General features: G+C 64.5%; 17 protein-coding genes. 9 read left to right on the top strand and 8 right to left on the bottom strand.

The window, feature by feature from the left end; all coding sequences use genetic code 11:
- The first annotated feature begins 70 nt into the window (after positions 1-70).
- On the top strand, positions 71-841 hold the full coding sequence (locus DY201_RS17805) for an HpcH/HpaI aldolase family protein (RefSeq protein WP_115732343.1): 771 nt from the start codon (positions 71-73) through the stop codon (positions 839-841).
- Here DY201_RS17805 and DY201_RS17800 read toward each other — a convergent pair.
- Together DY201_RS17800 and DY201_RS17795 are read right to left on the bottom strand one after the other, a co-directional pair.
- The gene (locus DY201_RS17800; protein WP_115732342.1) at positions 838-1,392 is read right to left on the bottom strand and encodes an RBBP9/YdeN family alpha/beta hydrolase; all 555 of its coding nucleotides are present in this window, start codon (positions 1,390-1,392) and stop codon (positions 838-840) included. The two genes, DY201_RS17805 and DY201_RS17800, sit on opposite strands and share 4 nt — an antisense overlap.
- A 46-nt stretch (positions 1,393-1,438) precedes the next feature.
- Positions 1,439-1,915: a GNAT family N-acetyltransferase gene (locus DY201_RS17795; RefSeq protein ID WP_115732341.1), complete on the bottom strand. Its 477-nt coding sequence runs from the start codon at positions 1,913-1,915 to the stop codon at positions 1,439-1,441.
- 240 nt (positions 1,916-2,155) lie between these two features.
- Here DY201_RS17795 and DY201_RS17790 point away from each other — a divergent pair, with 240 nt between their 5' ends.
- Positions 2,156-3,058: a VOC family protein gene (locus tag DY201_RS17790; RefSeq protein ID WP_425358735.1), complete on the top strand. Its 903-nt coding sequence runs from the start codon at positions 2,156-2,158 to the stop codon at positions 3,056-3,058.
- A gap of 99 nt (positions 3,059-3,157) precedes the next feature.
- On the top strand, positions 3,158-3,448 hold the full coding sequence (locus tag DY201_RS17785) for a putative quinol monooxygenase (RefSeq protein ID WP_115732339.1): 291 nt from the start codon (positions 3,158-3,160) through the stop codon (positions 3,446-3,448).
- 33 nt (positions 3,449-3,481) lie between these two features.
- Here DY201_RS17785 and DY201_RS17780 read toward each other — a convergent pair whose 3' ends face one another.
- The 6 genes from DY201_RS17780 to DY201_RS17755 all read right to left on the bottom strand — a co-directional run bounded on the left by DY201_RS17780 (position 3,482) and on the right by DY201_RS17755 (position 9,014).
- Positions 3,482-4,207: a metallophosphoesterase family protein gene (locus tag DY201_RS17780; protein WP_115732338.1), complete on the bottom strand. Its 726-nt coding sequence runs from the start codon at positions 4,205-4,207 to the stop codon at positions 3,482-3,484.
- 8 nt (positions 4,208-4,215) lie between these two features.
- A complete protein-coding gene (gene purB, locus DY201_RS17775; RefSeq protein ID WP_115732337.1) occupies positions 4,216-5,517 on the bottom strand; it encodes an adenylosuccinate lyase in 1,302 nt (433 codons plus the stop codon).
- Between the two features lie 60 nt (positions 5,518-5,577).
- Positions 5,578-6,072 (bottom strand): hypothetical protein, encoded by a 495-nt coding sequence (locus DY201_RS17770; RefSeq protein ID WP_115732336.1) that lies wholly within the window; start codon positions 6,070-6,072, stop codon positions 5,578-5,580.
- 47 nt (positions 6,073-6,119) lie between these two features.
- Positions 6,120-6,842, bottom strand: coding sequence for a DUF2259 domain-containing protein (locus tag DY201_RS17765; RefSeq protein WP_115732335.1), 723 nt, complete (start codon positions 6,840-6,842; stop codon positions 6,120-6,122).
- A 76-nt stretch (positions 6,843-6,918) separates the two neighbouring features.
- Positions 6,919-7,941, bottom strand: a complete 1,023-nt coding sequence (locus tag DY201_RS17760; protein WP_115732334.1) for a P1 family peptidase — start codon at positions 7,939-7,941, stop codon at positions 6,919-6,921.
- Positions 7,941-9,014: a branched-chain amino acid ABC transporter substrate-binding protein gene (locus DY201_RS17755; protein WP_115732333.1), complete on the bottom strand. Its 1,074-nt coding sequence runs from the start codon at positions 9,012-9,014 to the stop codon at positions 7,941-7,943. Before DY201_RS17755 ends, DY201_RS17760 begins: the two co-directional genes overlap by 1 nt.
- A gap of 153 nt (positions 9,015-9,167) precedes the next feature.
- On the opposite strand from DY201_RS17755, the gene DY201_RS17750 reads away from it, so the two are divergent.
- Genes DY201_RS17750 through DY201_RS17725 form a run of 6 tightly spaced genes read left to right on the top strand, consistent with a single transcriptional unit; the run spans position 9,168 to position 14,531 of the window.
- Positions 9,168-9,662 carry a flavin reductase family protein gene (locus tag DY201_RS17750; protein WP_115733851.1) on the top strand — a complete coding sequence of 165 codons (495 nt, stop codon included), beginning with the start codon at positions 9,168-9,170 and terminating at the stop codon, positions 9,660-9,662.
- A gap of 20 nt (positions 9,663-9,682) precedes the next feature.
- The gene (locus DY201_RS17745; protein ID WP_115732332.1) at positions 9,683-10,609 is read left to right on the top strand and encodes an AAA family ATPase; all 927 of its coding nucleotides are present in this window, start codon (positions 9,683-9,685) and stop codon (positions 10,607-10,609) included.
- Between the two features lie 10 nt (positions 10,610-10,619).
- Complete coding sequence (locus tag DY201_RS17740; protein ID WP_115732331.1) at positions 10,620-11,855, top strand: vWA domain-containing protein; 1,236 nt, start codon at positions 10,620-10,622, stop codon at positions 11,853-11,855.
- 19 nt (positions 11,856-11,874) lie between these two features.
- Positions 11,875-12,210, top strand: a complete 336-nt coding sequence (locus DY201_RS17735; RefSeq protein WP_115732330.1) for an XdhC family protein — start codon at positions 11,875-11,877, stop codon at positions 12,208-12,210.
- Positions 12,211-12,213: 3 nt separating this feature from the next.
- Positions 12,214-12,924, top strand: coding sequence for an XdhC family protein (locus tag DY201_RS17730; RefSeq protein WP_115732329.1), 711 nt, complete (start codon positions 12,214-12,216; stop codon positions 12,922-12,924).
- Entirely contained in the window at positions 12,921-14,531 is a 1,611-nt protein-coding gene (locus DY201_RS17725; RefSeq protein ID WP_115732328.1) for an NTP transferase domain-containing protein, read from the top strand. Before DY201_RS17730 ends, DY201_RS17725 begins: the two co-directional genes overlap by 4 nt.
- The last annotated feature ends 13 nt before the right edge of the window (positions 14,532-14,544 follow it).

Raw genomic sequence — 14,544 nt, 5'->3', positions numbered from 1 at the left:
ATTCCGGGCGGTTTTTGTTTGCGCCGACGCCAGCTTCCGGTTGAAATGGCTACGACCTGAGGAGAGAAGAATGTCGCTTGCCGAGAGACTGCACGCCAACGAGACCATCATCACCGCCTGGTCTGGCGTGCCGGACGCATTGACTGTCGAAATCCTTGCCGGGCAGGGTTTCGATGCCGTTACCCTCGACATGCAGCATGGCGGCCACAATGAAGACAGCGTGCTGCGCTCGATCGCGCCCGTGCTGCGGGCCGGCAAGCATTCGCTCGTCCGCGTCCCGGTTGGCCGCTTCGACATGGCGAGCCGCGCACTCGACTTCGGCGCCGAGGCAGTCATCGCGCCGATGGTCAATTCGGTCGAGGATGCCAGGCGCTTTGCCGCCGCGATGAAGTATCCGCCGCTGGGCGAGCGCTCCTGGGGTCCGACCTTCGCGGCACCCCGTCACGGCAGCAAGGATTCGGTCAAATGGCTGAAGGAGAGCAACGCCCGTACCGTCTCCTTCGCCATGGTCGAGACGCACGCGGCGGTTGCCGTGCTCGACGGCATCCTGGATACGCCTGGCATCGACGGCATTTTCCTTGGGCCTGGCGATTTCTCCATAGCCTGGACCAAGGGCGAGACGATCAATTCGACGCTCGAGGCGATGATGGAAACGGTCGCCGATGTCGGCAGGAGGACCCGTGCTGCCGGCAAGCATGCCGGCATCTACGTCACTGATCCAAAGATCGCGGGGCGTTTCGTCGACATGGGCTACCAGCTGCTGGCGACAGGCTCCGAGCACCAGCTGATCGCTGCCGGTGCAGCGGGCCTTCTGGCGGATCTCAAGAAGTCGCTCGGCTAACCTTCCAGCCGCGACAGGAACTGCGCGAACACCATCGATCCCTCAGGCCATGGCCCGTGGCCTGAATCGGCGTTGATGTGGCCGGAATCACCGGCGTCGATGAACAGCGAGCCCCAGGCCGCCGCGATATCCTCGGCGACGTCGAGTGAGCAATAGGGGTCGTTGCGGCTGGCGACCACCACGGACGGAAACGGCAGCGGATTGCGCGGGTAGGGGCCGAAGGTCATCAGGTGCTTCGGCTTGAGGGCCGGGTTGGACACATCGGGCGGCGCCACGAAGAAGCCGCCGGCCACGAACTTCTTGAAGCCTGGAATGGCGTGGATGACCGTCGGAATGCCGAGCGAGTGGGCAACAAGCACCACTGGCCGCTCGGCCGCGTTCACCGCCTTGATGACCTTGTCCGTCCAGTCCTCGCGGACGGGCTTCGACCACTCGTCCTGCTCGACACGGCGCGCGGTCGACAGCTTCTCTTCCCAGCGGCTCTGCCAGTGGGCGGCCCCCGAATTGGTGTATCCGGGCACGATGATGATATCGGCGTCTTTTACCTTCATGTCGCGGATGTAGCGATCCGATCTTGCTGGTGCAAGGCGGTGCAGCTCAGAGCTCCATGTGCACGATCTCGATCGGGTCACCACCGACGCCGTGGGAGAAATAGCCGCGCTCGACCGCGCGGAAGCCGTGGCGGCGATAGAAGCCCTCGGCATTGACTGTCGATTCTACCCGGATCGGCCCTTCGTGGTCCTGTCGAGCATTCCGGATGCCGATTTCGAGCAGCATTTTGCCGAGGCCTGAACCTGCCACATCGGCAAGGAGGAATAGCCGCGTCACCTCGCCTGGCTCGGAATCGACGAAGCCGACGATCCTGTCGCCTTGCTCGGCAACGACCATCAGCCCTTTGGCTATAAGGGCTTCGTAAGTGTCCGGCGTCCGATCGCCCATCCATCCGGCAATCTGTTCGGCGGAGTAGTGCTCCTTCGCCAGCTCACGCACGGAATGTCGCGTCACGTCAAACACCGCTCGTCCGTCCCCGCTCCGTGCCGGCCTGAGCGTTGTTGTATGTTCATTGTCGTTCATGACGTGCACCAGGATCGCATTTATGAGCCGGACAGGTAGCCGGCCGGAGATAGGATTGTCTCCGGTGATTGCCGACTGGCACAACGGAACTTTTGCCGACGATCTAAGTCTCGGTCGTGCAATCTTCCAATTGATATCGAATCGTTGAACGACGTGTTCGGTCTTTGCTGACTTGTGTGAACGATGCGCTCAGCCGATCTATGGCTGGAGAAAAACAGCCGTGTTGGCGGAGAGTGGATTTTGGAACTGACACGACGCAAACTGGTTGGCAGCGCGGCACTCCTCGCATTGGGTGCCGGAGTGCGGGCCGGCCACACGGAGCCCAGGATGAGCAACATTCCCTTTGCCGCGACGACCCCGATCAGCGTTTCCCGCGTCGGCCTCAAGGCTCGCGATGCGAATACGCTGGCCGGTTTCTACCGTGACGTCGTCGGCCTGCAGGAGCTCAAGCGCGACGGCGAGACGATCACGCTCGGCGCCGGCAGTCGCGCCTTGCTCGACATCGAGGCCGACAAGGCAGCCAAACCCGACGATCCCCGCAGCGCCGGCCTTTTCCACACCGCATTCCTGCTGCCCAGCCGCACCGATCTCGGCCGCTGGATCAAGCATGCCATCGACAGGCACATTCCGGTCGACGGCGCCTCCGACCATCTGGTCAGCGAGGCGCTCTATCTCACTGACCCGGAAGGCAACGGCATCGAGATCTACTCCGACCGTGCGCATGATGGCTGGAAGTGGAATGGCGCGCAGGTCGAGATGGCGACCAGGCAGCTCGACATCGGCTCGATCGTATCGGAAGTGCCCGAGGGCGACGCCGGCTGGCAGGGCGCGCCCGAAAACAGCATCGTCGGCCATGTCCACCTGCGCGTCGGCGATCCCGCTGCGGCCGCCCGGTGGTGGCACAGCCAGTTCGGCTTCGACAAGGTTGCGGAATACGGCAACAGCGCTGTCTTCCTGTCCTCGGGCGGTTATCACCACCACATCGGCGCCAATTCCTGGCAGAGCCCGGGTGCGGGCAAGCGCGACGCCTCGCTGACCGGCCTTGCCTGGGTCGAGATGCGCTCGGCTGAAGCCAAGACTGCCTCGACCTACGAAGATCCTTGGGGCACCGTCATCCGTGCGGTTCCCGGCCAACCGGGCTGAGTTCCTCCTGACAGCAACTGGCCAAGGCCTGTGCTAAGCCGATGGCCGAACCTGCCGAGCCGGCGGTTCGGCCATTGAGAATGCAGGACCGGGACAAACATGCTGAAAGTCATAGCTCAGGATTTTATCAAGCCTGAGTTCATCGAGATGGTGCGGCCGCTCTATGCCGAGCTGGTGGAGAAGACGCGGCAGGAGCCGCTCTGCCTGTCCTACGATCTGTTCGTCGATCAGAAGGATCCAGGACATTTCGTCTTCGTCGAACAATGGCCAGATCGGGCGGCTCTCGACATCCACTGCGCGTCCGAGCATTTCCGGCGGCTGGTACCGCTGATCAACAAGCACCAGCGCCGGGACCCTACCTTCATCCTGATGGATGCATTCGCAGCATAATAGGGGCAAGGCGCGTTTCGGGCCTGCGCCCTCTCAGCTCCGCTTGCCCGCGTAGCCGGTCAACAAGCCATGGCTCCAACTGGCGAAGCCCGTAGCCTCGGCGCGCTGCGCAGCCTCACTCCAGTCGTAGGCTATGGCATGATGGACAAAGGTCCACTCGCCCTTCTCCAGGGTGGCGATGGCAAAGCGCGCATGCGGGCTACCTGTCACCGTCAGCCCTGGGAAGGCCTGCACGCCGACGCTGCCCGGATTGAGAACTGCCCAGCCGGAAATCAGGGCGATACGCGGCGTATGCGTATGGCCACACAGGATCAGGCGGGCATCGATCTTGCCCAGCTTCCGGGCAATCTGCGCTTCGTCCGACGGATAGAAGTGGTCGCCGCCGTCCTCCTCGAGCAGGAAAACCTCGTCGTCTTCAGGGCTGCCATGGCAAAGCAGGATTTCTGGCGGCAGGCTCAAGCTGGCCGGAAGGGCCGAAATCCACTGACGTGATGCTGCCGACAGGCATTGGTGCGTGAAGCCGTCGACCTTTTCCGGATCGGGCACCGACGTTTCGGTCAGGGCCCGGTCGTGGTTGCCGCGCACCGTCGGCCAGTTCTCGGCCATCAGGTATTGGGCGGTCTCTTCCGGCCACAGCGGGCCGGAGAGACAGTCCCCCAGATTGACTGTCAGGTCGGGGGAACTGTCCTTGATGCGCGCATGGACGGCTTCCAGCGCGCGAATGTTTCCGTGGATGTCTGAGACGACAGCCAGGCGCATGCAGATCCTTATCCAAAAACGCGGCGGAAGATCGTGTCGACGTGCTTGGTGTGATAGCCGAGGTCGAATTTTTCACGAATTTCCGCTTCCGGCAAGGCAGCGGTCACGTCCTTGTCGGCAAGAAGTTCCTCAAGGAAATCCTTGCCTTCTTCCCAAACCTTCATGGCGTTGCGCTGAACAAGACGGTAGGCGTCCTCGCGCGAAACGCCGGCCTGGGTGAGGGCCAGCAGCACCCGCTGCGAATGCACCAGGCCGCGGAACTTGTTCATGTTCTTCAGCATGTTGTCGGGATAGACGAGGAGCTTGTCGATGACATTGGTCAGGCGGGCCAGCGCGAAGTCGAGGGTGACCGTGGCATCCGGGCCGATCATGCGTTCGACCGACGAGTGCGAGATGTCGCGCTCATGCCACAGTGCCACGTTCTCCATCGCCGGTGCGGCATAGGAACGGACCATGCGGGCGAGGCCGGTCAGGTTTTCGGTCAGCACGGGGTTGCGCTTGTGCGGCATTGCCGACGAGCCCTTCTGGCCCGGCGAGAAGTACTCTTCCGCTTCCAGCACCTCGGTGCGCTGCAGATGGCGGATTTCGGTGGCCAGGCGCTCGATCGACGAGGCAATGACGCCAAGCGTCGCAAAGAACATGGCGTGGCGGTCGCGCGGGATGACCTGCGTCGACACGGGCTCCGGCTTCAGGCCGAGCTTGGCGGCGACATGCTCCTCGACGCGCGGGTCGATGTTGGCGAAGGTACCGACGGCGCCCGAGATGGCACAGGTGGCGATGTCCTCGCGGGCATGCACCAGACGCTCGCGGCAGCGGGTGAACTCGGCGAAGGCCAGCGCCAGCTTGACGCCGAAGGTCGTCGGCTCGGCGTGGATGCCATGGCTGCGGCCGATAGTGACGGTATCCTTGTGCTCGAAGGCGCGGCGCTTGAGAGCGGCCAGAAGCGCGTCGAGGTCGCCGAGCAGAATGTCGGTGGCGCGCACCAGCTGCACCGAAAGGCAGGTGTCGAGCACGTCGGACGAGGTCATGCCCTGGTGGATGAAACGCGAATCCGGGCCGACGAATTCGGCGAGATGGGTCAGGAAGGCGATGACGTCATGCTTGGTGACGCGTTCGATCTCGTCGATGCGCTCGACGTCGAAGGTGGCGGCACCGCCCTTTTCCCAGATCGTCTTCGCGGCTTCCTTGGGGATGACACCGATTTCGGCCAGCGCGTCACAGGCATGGGCCTCGATCTCGAACCAGATCCGGAACCGGGTTTCGGGAGACCAGATGGCGACCATCTCGGGCCGGGAATAGCGAGGGATCATGGCGGGGCTCGTCCAGCTGTGGTTTCGTTGCGGCTCCCCTAACAGAGGTAGCAGCAATGCTCAACGCGAACGGCTGGCAAACCACGAAGCTGCGGCGAAAAGGGCGACGAATCCGCCGGGAAAATAGAGGCGCAGGCCCAGAACGGCGAATTGATAGAGCGCGACAAGCCCGGTGAAAACGAACTGGAACGCCCAGGTAATGGTGAAGGGCGCAGCATGCCACTCGGCATAATAGGCCCGGTACTGCAGCGCGTAGAACAAGGCGGTCAGGCCGACTGTCACCACGCCGAGCGATACGAACGCAGCCGCGAACGCGGTCTCGCGGCTGCGACGGCATGACAAAAGGCGTGCGAGCGTCCAGCCGATGGGGAAGGCGATGGCGCCGGCGAGCGCGAATAGCAGCACGACCGCGCGGATGCGAACCGGCGTTTCCCAATGGTCGAACAGAAGTGTCAGGAACGCGCTGGCGCCCATTGCAAAGCCCCACACCGCGGCGCCGAGAACGGCTAGCTGCAGCGACGGCAGCGCCTGGCCCAGCTTGCGGCGTAGGCGCATAAGTACTTTGGCCTTGGAACGAGCCGGGCCCACGGCAATCGTGTCGCTCAAAGCCGCCCCGTCACGGCGATCCAGCGGTGGTCCGGTCCCTCGAAGCCATGGCGGATGACGGTGACCAGCACGGCATAGGCAGCTGTGCCGCCATCACCGAAGAAGGTCTGCACGCCGCCGATGCGGTAGCCGGTCGGGCAACCGCGACTCTGCGGCACATCCTTGTCTTCCTGCAATACGTCGGTCTTTCCGCCGTCACCGACACGGACCAGCTTGAAACCCTTGACCGGACCGAGGCCGGCGCAGCGTTCGATCTCGCCGAAGGAAATCTCCTCGAGCTTGAACGCGAGCTGCGGGTCGATGGGTGGGAACACCGGGCGTGGGTTGACCGTCATGCTGAATGGATCGGCGCTTGTCTCGGTCACCGCGTTGAAGCCGGCGAGGCGGCCGCGATTGGCGGCGAGTTCATCCTCCTTGACGACCTTGTCGCCGCGCTTGCGTGCTTCCGCGCGCGCCGCATCGAGGCCGATGCTTTCGTCCTCCATCTGCACGCGCACCGGCGTGCCGGGCAGGAACGCGTCCGACGTGGTGTCGATGTAGAAGCGGTTGGCATAGGCGAAGCCCGAACCGTCCTGGATGCCGTATTCTTCGAAGGCGAACACCTTGCCGTCGGCGCTGAAGCCGAGCACGTTGAGTTCGGCGGCGTCGCCCGCCAGTGCCACCTGCGAGGCGGTGCACAGCGACAGGGCTGCGAAACAAAGAAGCTTCATCACTTTCATGGCGGTGGCCCCTCTCTGCAGTTGAATCATTTTTTCAATCGAAGGCGCTAACATACAGACATCAAAGGATTTTGGCTCAGCCTTTGCGCGTCGTCCACACCGGCATGATGTCGCCTGACATGGCAGTCGCCGCAAATACGCCCCGCGCAATCGCGCGCGCCATGGTCGAGGCGGCGGCGGCGAAGAAGTCGATGACTTCGGCCTGCCCGACCTCGATTCCACTTGCACCGGTGGCGAGCGCGAACACCAGATCGCCGTCGAAAGGCGTGTGAACCGGCCAGATGGCGCGGGTGAAACCGTCATGCGCCGAGATTGCCATCCGCTTGGCGGCAGCCTTGCTCAGCACCGCGTCGGTGGCGATGACGGCAATGGTGGTATTGGCAACCGCGCTGTTGTCTTCCTCGTATTTCTTGAACACGCGCGAAGCGTTCGCTGGCATCGGCGAAGGAAAACCCAGCCCGCCGAACTCGCCGTCCAGCTCGAACGGTGCCGCCCAGAAATGCCTGGTGCGCCCGACGGTCACAGATCCCGTCGCGTTGACCGCGACAAGCGCGCCGACTGTCACGCCATTGGGCAAGACAGTAGAGGCCGAGCCCAGGCCGCCCTTGAGGCCGGCGGTCAGAGCGCCGGTGCCGGCGCCCGCAGTGCCCAGCGCGAATTCGGGCGCCGCGGCCTGCACCGCCTCGTAGCCAAGCTCGCGATAGGGCGGATAGCGGCCCCAGTCCTTGTCGCCGCCATTCAGCATGTCGAACAGGATCGCCGCCGGCACGATCGGGATCACCTGGTCGCGCATGGCAAAGCCGACGCCTTGTTCGCGCAGCGCCGCCTGGACGCCCGACGCAGCATCCAGGCCGAAGGCCGAGCCGCCCGAGAGTGCAATAGCGTTGATCGTTTCGACGGTGTTATGCGCTTCGAGCAGGTCGGTCTCGCGCGTTCCCGGCGCGCCGCCCAGCACCTGGCAAGCTGCGGTGGCGGGAGTGTCGCAGGCCACTACCGTGACGCCCGACTTCAGCTTTTGATCGGTGGCGTTGCCGACGCGCAGGCCGGCGACGTCGGTGATCAGGTTCAGAGGTCCGGCTCTTAACGTGGCTGGCGGCATCACTGGGTCTCTGCAGGCAGGTAATTGGTTCCGTCGAAACGAAACAGCCGAAACGGGCTTTCCACGAGGTCGCCCTTGGCGTCGAAGCGGATGTTGCCGATGGCGCTGTCGAAGTCCTGACCCGTCAGCATGTCCGCGACAGGCTTGCCGCTTGACGCGGCAAGCCGCGCCGCAGCACCGGCAACCTCTACCGCGGCATAGCCGGGCAAAGTGTAGCCGTCGGTCATCGTCTTGGCCGCTTCGAACGCCGAACGCACTTCCGGCTTCGCGACATCAGACCATTCGGGCGGTGCGATCATCAACGTGCCTGTTGCGGGCGGCACCGTGCGGTCGGCGACACGCAGCGTCTCGCCGCCGGCGAAAGTGATGTCGACGCCGAGTGTGGCGGCGTCACGGCCCATCACCGCGATGTCCTCACCGTCGCCGCCGACGAAGACATGCGTGGCGCCGGCCTTGCGCAGCCGGCCGATCAGCGCGACCTGGTTGTCGAGCTGTGGCCTGTAAGTGTCGAAGAACACCGGCTTCAAGCCGGCCTGTTCGGCGCTGGCGCGAAAGCTCTCGGCCAGCTCGCGGCCATAGATCGTGCCGTCGTCAACGATGGCAAACAGCTCGTCGTTCCAGAGACGCGTCAGCATCGAAGCTGTCGCGTTGCGCTCTCCGTCGCCGCGCGGACCCAGGCGAAACACCAGCCAACCTGTCTTGTCGTGCTGGTCAGTGAGGCTGTCGGTGCGCACGCCGACAGTGATGACAGGGATATTGGCGGCCTTGAGCACGGGCAGCGCGGCCTCGACCGCCTCGGTGCAGAGAAAGCCTGTGGCGACCGACACTTTGGCGTCGACGAAGCTTTGGGCCGCCTTGGCGCCGCCTTCGGCGGTGCAGCCGTCATCGGCTACCACCAGCGAGGCTTCATTTTGGGTCGCAGCAAGCTGCGCGCCGGCACTGACCTGTTCGCCAAGGATCGCCGACGGGCCCGACAACGGTGCTGCAAGCCCGAGCTTCACCGGTTCGGCATGGGCGGCAAGCGCCGCAAGCGAGGCGACGAACAAGGTGGTGATGGCCGTTGCGGCTCGCATTCGCTCCGAAAAATCCTCTCTGCGGCCAAGTTTGCGCGGTTTACCTGACCTACTGCCTGGCCAGGCCAAGCGCAACGTGCTTGTGCCATGTCAGCTTGTGACCCGGACGATGCGGCCATATATAGCGGGTATGTCTCGTTGCAGGAAAATGCGGTGTTGAAGAAGTTTGAAGTCGGGCCGCAGGCCTACCGGGACGCGATGAGCCATTTTGCCGGCGCGGTGCATCTGGTGACCACCGACGGTCCGGCGGGAAAACGTGGTGCCACCGTCATCGCCGCATGTTCGGTATCGGACACTCCGCCGATGGTGCTTGTCTGCGTCAACCGTGAGAACCCCAACAACGACCTGTTCGTCAGGAACGGCAACTTCGCCCTCAACACGCTCGCCGCCAGGCACGAGCCTCTGGCCGTGGCCTTCTCCGGTGTCACGGGCCTCTTGCCCGAACAGCGCTTCGCGCTTGGCGAGTGGGAGGTGCTGGCATCAGGCGCGCCGGTCCTCATCGGCGCTGTTGCCGTGTTCGACTGCGAGCTCGTCGACGCCAAGGAACTGGCCACCCATCGTGTCATGTTTGGCAAGGTGACAGGCCTGCGCATCGGCGATAACCTTCGCCCGCTGATCTATCACGGCCGCAGCTACCACGTGCTGTAGGCCGCCTCTCCGGAAACGCCATGACCGACACGCCTCGTCCAGTTCCGCAGACCATCGACGAGACGCTGACAATGCTCGCCGGCGCGGACTACGTCGCCGACAGGGCGCTGGCGACGGTGCTGTTCTTGTCCCTGCGCATGAACCGGCCCTTGTTCCTCGAAGGTGAGGCGGGCGTCGGCAAGACCGAGATCGCCAAGGTTCTGGCCAGCGCGCTCGGACGCCGCCTGATCCGGCTGCAATGTTACGAAGGCCTCGACGTTTCCTCCGCCGTCTATGAGTGGAACTATGCGGCGCAGATGATCGAGATTCGCATGGAGGAAGCTGTCGGCAAGGTCGACCGCTCCGACATGGAAAAGAACGTCTTCTCCGAAAAATATCTGATCCGGCGCCCGGTGCTGGATGCGTTGACCGGCAAGGCGGGTGCGGCGCCCGTCTTCCTCATCGACGAGCTCGACCGTACCGACGAGGCCTTCGAGGCCTTCCTGCTCGAAATCCTTTCCGACTACCAGGTCACCGTTCCAGAACTTGGCACCATCAGGGCGGAAGAACCGCCGATCGTCATCATCACCACCAACCGCACCCGCGAGATCCACGACGCGCTGAAGCGCCGCTGCCTTTATCACTGGGTCGACTATCCCAACGCCGAGCGCGAGCTCGAAATCGTCAGCCGCAAGGTGCCACAAGCCAACAGGCGGCTGTCCTCGGAGGTCGTCCGTTTCATCCAGAAGCTCCGCGAGATTGAGCTGTTCAAGGTGCCCGGCGTCGCCGAGACCATCGACTGGGCTTCAGCGCTGACCGAACTCGACAAGGTCGCGCTCGATCCAGAGACGATTTCGGACACCATCGGCGTGCTGCTCAAATACCAGGACGACATTGCACGCATCCAGCAAGGCGAGGGCCGCCGCATCCTCAACGAGGTGAAGGCGGAGCTGGCTGCGGCGGAGTAGGTGCGGTGACATGACGCCCAGCAGTGCTACATCAGACGGGCGCATCGCCGACAACATCGTCTATTTCGCGCGCGCTCTGCGCAAGGCCGGCATGCGTGTCGGCCCGGCTTCGGTGATCGATGCGATCGAGGCGGTGCTGGCCGCGGGCATCGGCTCGCGCGACGACTTCTACTGGACGCTGCACGCGGTGCTGGTCAGCCGCCACGAGGATCACGCCACCTTCGACGAGGCCTTCCGGCTGTTCTGGAAATCGCGCGAACTGATCGAAAAGATGCTGGCGATGTTTTCGCCCGTGGCACCCGACCGCCGCGAGAAGCAGAAGCCACGCGCCGCCGAAAACCGGGTCAGCCAGGCGATGTTCGAGGGCCACCAGAACAGCCAGCCGCCGCGCGAAATCCCCGAGATCGAAGTTGATGCCCGCTTTACCGTATCGGGCAATGAGATGCTGCGCGGCAAGGATTTTGCCCAGATGACAGCGGCCGAGATCGGCGATGCGCGGCGTGAGATCGCTGCGCTCAGGCTGCCGTTGGACACCGTGCGCACCCGCCGCTTCAAGCCGGACCCGCATGGCGGCAAGGTCGATCCGCGCGCCATGATGCGGGCGGCCGCCCGCACCGGCGGCCAGCTGATCCTGCCAAGATTCCGCTCCGTACGCGAGGTGCATCCGCCCCTGGTCGTGCTTGCCGACATCTCAGGTTCGATGAGCCAGTATACCCGCATCTTCCTGCATTTCCTGCATGCGCTGACCGAAAAGCGCAGGCGCACACACACCTTCGTCTTTGGCACCCGGCTGACCAACCTGACCCGGCAGATGCGGCACCGCGACCCTGACGCCGCACTTGCCGACTGTTCCGCCGCGGTCAGGGACTGGTCCGGCGGCACCCGCATCGGCGACACGTTGGGCGAGTTCAACCGGCTGTGGTCGCGCCGTGTTCTGGGCCAGGGCGCGGTGGTGCTGCTGATCACCGATGGACTTGAACGCGACGATATTGCCGGGTTGAGCGAGGAGATGGAGCGGCTGAAGAAGTCCTGCCGCCGCCTGATCTGGCTCAACCCGCTACTGCGCTTCGATGGTTTCGAGGCCCGCGCACGCGGTGTGCGCGCCATGCTGCCTTATGTCGACGAGTTCCGCCCGGTGCACAATCTCAACGCCCTTGGCGATCTCTGTGCCTCGCTCGGGGCGCCTGTCGCGCGCGACACCGACCCCAGATTGTGGATGATCGAAGGCCAGCGCCGGGCGGCGTAAGGTCGCAAAGGGAGGTACCATGCCAAGCACGTTTCTCGATGAGGCCCGCGACCCGCTGATCATCGCCGAAGGCTGGATGAAGAACGGCAAGGACGTCGCCATCGCCACCGTGGTCGAGACATGGGGCTCGGCGCCGCGCCCCGTCGGCAGCCATCTCGTCATCGACGCCGAAGGCACCTTCCACGGCTCGGTCTCCGGCGGCTGTGTCGAAGGGGCTGTGATCTCTGAGGCCCTCGATGTCATCGGCAGCGGCAAGCCGAAGATGCTGGAGTTCGGTGTCGCCGACGAGACGGCGTGGCAGGTCGGCCTGTCCTGCGGCGGCAAGATCAGAGTTTATGTCGAGCGGTTGGGCTGATCGATGGATCCTTATGTTCTGAAAACGCTGAATGCCGAGCGTCGCGCCCGCCGCGCCGCGATACTCGTCACCGACATCGGGGATGGCCGCGACCGCGTCGTCAGGGAAGGCGATGCCGTCGCAGGCGACCTTGGCCAGGCGATCGCAAGGGCATTTCGCAGCGGCCTGTCCGGCCTGGTCGAGGCCGAAGGCCGCAATTTCTTCCTCAACGTGCACCTGCCGCAACCGCGGCTGGTGGTGATAGGCGCTGTCCATATCAGTCAGGCGCTGGCGCCGATGGCCAAGATCGCCGGCTTTCCGCTGGAGATTATCGACCCGCGCACGGCATTCACCAGCGACGAGCGCTTTCCCGATGTCATCCACAAGGCCGAATGGCCCGAGGATGTGCTGAAGCATTGTCCGCTCGACCCTTATGCGGCGCTTGCGGCCATCACCCACGATCCCAAGATCGACGACTGGCCACTCAAATCCGCCCTCGATGCCGGGTGTTTTTATGTCGGCGCGCTCGGCAGCAGAAAAACCCACGCCAGGCGGGTGGAGCGCCTGCTGGCGATGGGCGTGACCTCGGAGCAGATCGAGCGCATCAACGCCCCGATCGGGCTCGACATCGGTGCGTCCAACCCTGCCGAGATTGCTGTTGCCATCCTCGCGCAGGTCATCTCAGCGTTCCGCGCGCGCGGGCTTGGCACCAAGGCAAGGGGCGATGCGGCGTGAGGTTCGGCGCGATCCCCGTCGGCCAGGCCAAGGGTGCGGTGCTTGCGCATTCCACCAGCGCCGGCGACCATCGCTACCGCAAAGGCCATGTACTTGCCGCCGAAGACATCGCCATCCTCGCGGCCGAGGGGCTGCGTGAAATCGTCGTCGCCGTGCCGGAGACCGGCGATCTCGGCGAGGATCAGGCGGCGGAGGCGATCGCCGCAAGCATGCGGCACCGCCATGTCGAGGTGCAACCTGCGGCGACCGGTCGGGTCAATCTGCATGCGCGTGAAGCCGGCGTCTTTACCGTCGATGCCGGCCTGGTCGATGCTATCAACGCCATCGACCCGTCGATCACAGTCGCGACGCTCGCCCGTCACGCCACCGTCGAAAGAGGCCAGATGGTCGCGACGGTCAAGATCATTCCCTTCGCCGTTGCCGGGGAGCTGGTGCTGCGGGCGACCGAGCTGTCCGCCAGTGGCGAAATCTTCGCCGTCAATGCGTTCGCGGCCAAGCGGGTCGGCGTCATCCAGACCGTGCTGCCGAGCGTCAAAGCAAGCGTGCTCGACAAGACGAGCCGCTTGACCGAGCAGCGGCTGGCGCGCTCGGGCAGCAGGCTCGTCGCTGAGCGGCGTACCGCACACGAAGCTGACGCAGTGGCCGAGGCCGCAACGCAGCTTGCCCGCGACAACGACCTCGTGGTCATTTTCGGCGCCTCAGCGCTGGCTGATTTCGATGATGTCATCCCGACAGCCATCCGTGCCGCCGGCGGCACCGTCGTCCGCTCCGGCATGCCGGTCGATCCCGGCAATCTTCTGGTGCTCGGCCATATCGGCAAGACCGCCGTCCTCGGCGCGCCTGGTTGCGCCCGCAGTCCCAAGGAGAACGGCTTCGACTGGGTGCTCGATCGGCTGATGGCGGGGCTCGACGTGACGGCGGCGGACATTGCCGGCATGGGCGTCGGCGGCTTGCTGATGGAAATTCCGACGCGACCGCAGCCGCGCGACCTTTCCGCCCTTCCGCCCATCGCAAGAGTGCATGCCGTGCTGCTCGCCGCCGGTCGCTCCAGCCGAATGGGCGGGCCCAACAAGCTTTTGGCGCTGTTCCAGGACAAGCCGCTGGTGCGTCGCACCGCCGAGCGCGTGCTTGCCTCGAAAGCCGAGAGCATCGTCGCCGTCACCGGCCACCAGGCCAGCCGCATCAGCGACGCGCTCGCCGGTCTCGACATCCCTGTCGCCCACAATGCCGACTTTGCCTCAGGCCTTGCCAGTTCGCTCAAGGCGGGCGTTTCGGCGCTTCCTGAAGACGCAGCCGGCGCGCTGATCGTTCTTGGCGACATGCCCGAGGTGCTGCCGGCGGACCTCGACCGCCTGATCGAGGCGTTCGAGCGGGCCAGTGGCCGCGCCGTCGTCCGTGCCACCCATGACGGCAAGCGCGGCAACCCCGTCATCCTTCCGCGGTCCCTGTTTGCGGCTGTCGCACATCTCGAAGGTGACACCGGCGCGCGTCACCTGATTGAGAGCGAAGGCGTCGATGTCATCGACATCGAAATCGGGGCAGGGGCGGCTGTCGATGTCGACACCCCCGAGATGCTAGAGGGTGCTGGCGGGGTGCTGCAGGATTGAAGATTGGCGGGTG

Origin of the sequence: Aminobacter aminovorans, from assembly GCF_900445235.1 — a bacterium.
Taxonomy (GTDB): domain Bacteria; phylum Pseudomonadota; class Alphaproteobacteria; order Rhizobiales; family Rhizobiaceae; genus Aminobacter; species Aminobacter aminovorans.
Note: the sequence above shows the minus strand (reverse complement) of the source record. Positions and strands in the feature narration are given on the sequence as shown.

Coding starts and splice junctions, on each gene's coding strand:
- DY201_RS17780 (WP_115732338.1), bottom strand. CDS start 4,207: ATGCGCCTGGCTGTCGTCTCAGACATCCACGGAAACATTCGCGCGCTG.
- DY201_RS17760 (WP_115732334.1), bottom strand. CDS start 7,941: ATGCCGCCAGCCACGTTAAGAGCCGGACCTCTGAACCTGATCACCGAC.
- DY201_RS17805 (WP_115732343.1), top strand. CDS start 71: ATGTCGCTTGCCGAGAGACTGCACGCCAACGAGACCATCATCACCGCC.
- DY201_RS17765 (WP_115732335.1), bottom strand. CDS start 6,842: ATGAAAGTGATGAAGCTTCTTTGTTTCGCAGCCCTGTCGCTGTGCACC.
- DY201_RS17795 (WP_115732341.1), bottom strand. CDS start 1,915: ATGAACGACAATGAACATACAACAACGCTCAGGCCGGCACGGAGCGGG.
- DY201_RS17770 (WP_115732336.1), bottom strand. CDS start 6,072: ATGCGCCTACGCCGCAAGCTGGGCCAGGCGCTGCCGTCGCTGCAGCTA.
- DY201_RS17755 (WP_115732333.1), bottom strand. CDS start 9,014: ATGCGAGCCGCAACGGCCATCACCACCTTGTTCGTCGCCTCGCTTGCG.
- DY201_RS17800 (WP_115732342.1), bottom strand. CDS start 1,392: ATGAAGGTAAAAGACGCCGATATCATCATCGTGCCCGGATACACCAAT.
- DY201_RS17785 (WP_115732339.1), top strand. CDS start 3,158: ATGCTGAAAGTCATAGCTCAGGATTTTATCAAGCCTGAGTTCATCGAG.
- DY201_RS17730 (WP_115732329.1), top strand. CDS start 12,214: ATGGATCCTTATGTTCTGAAAACGCTGAATGCCGAGCGTCGCGCCCGC.
- DY201_RS17745 (WP_115732332.1), top strand. CDS start 9,683: ATGACCGACACGCCTCGTCCAGTTCCGCAGACCATCGACGAGACGCTG.
- DY201_RS17735 (WP_115732330.1), top strand. CDS start 11,875: ATGCCAAGCACGTTTCTCGATGAGGCCCGCGACCCGCTGATCATCGCC.
- purB (WP_115732337.1), bottom strand. CDS start 5,517: ATGATCCCTCGCTATTCCCGGCCCGAGATGGTCGCCATCTGGTCTCCC.
- DY201_RS17740 (WP_115732331.1), top strand. CDS start 10,620: ATGACGCCCAGCAGTGCTACATCAGACGGGCGCATCGCCGACAACATC.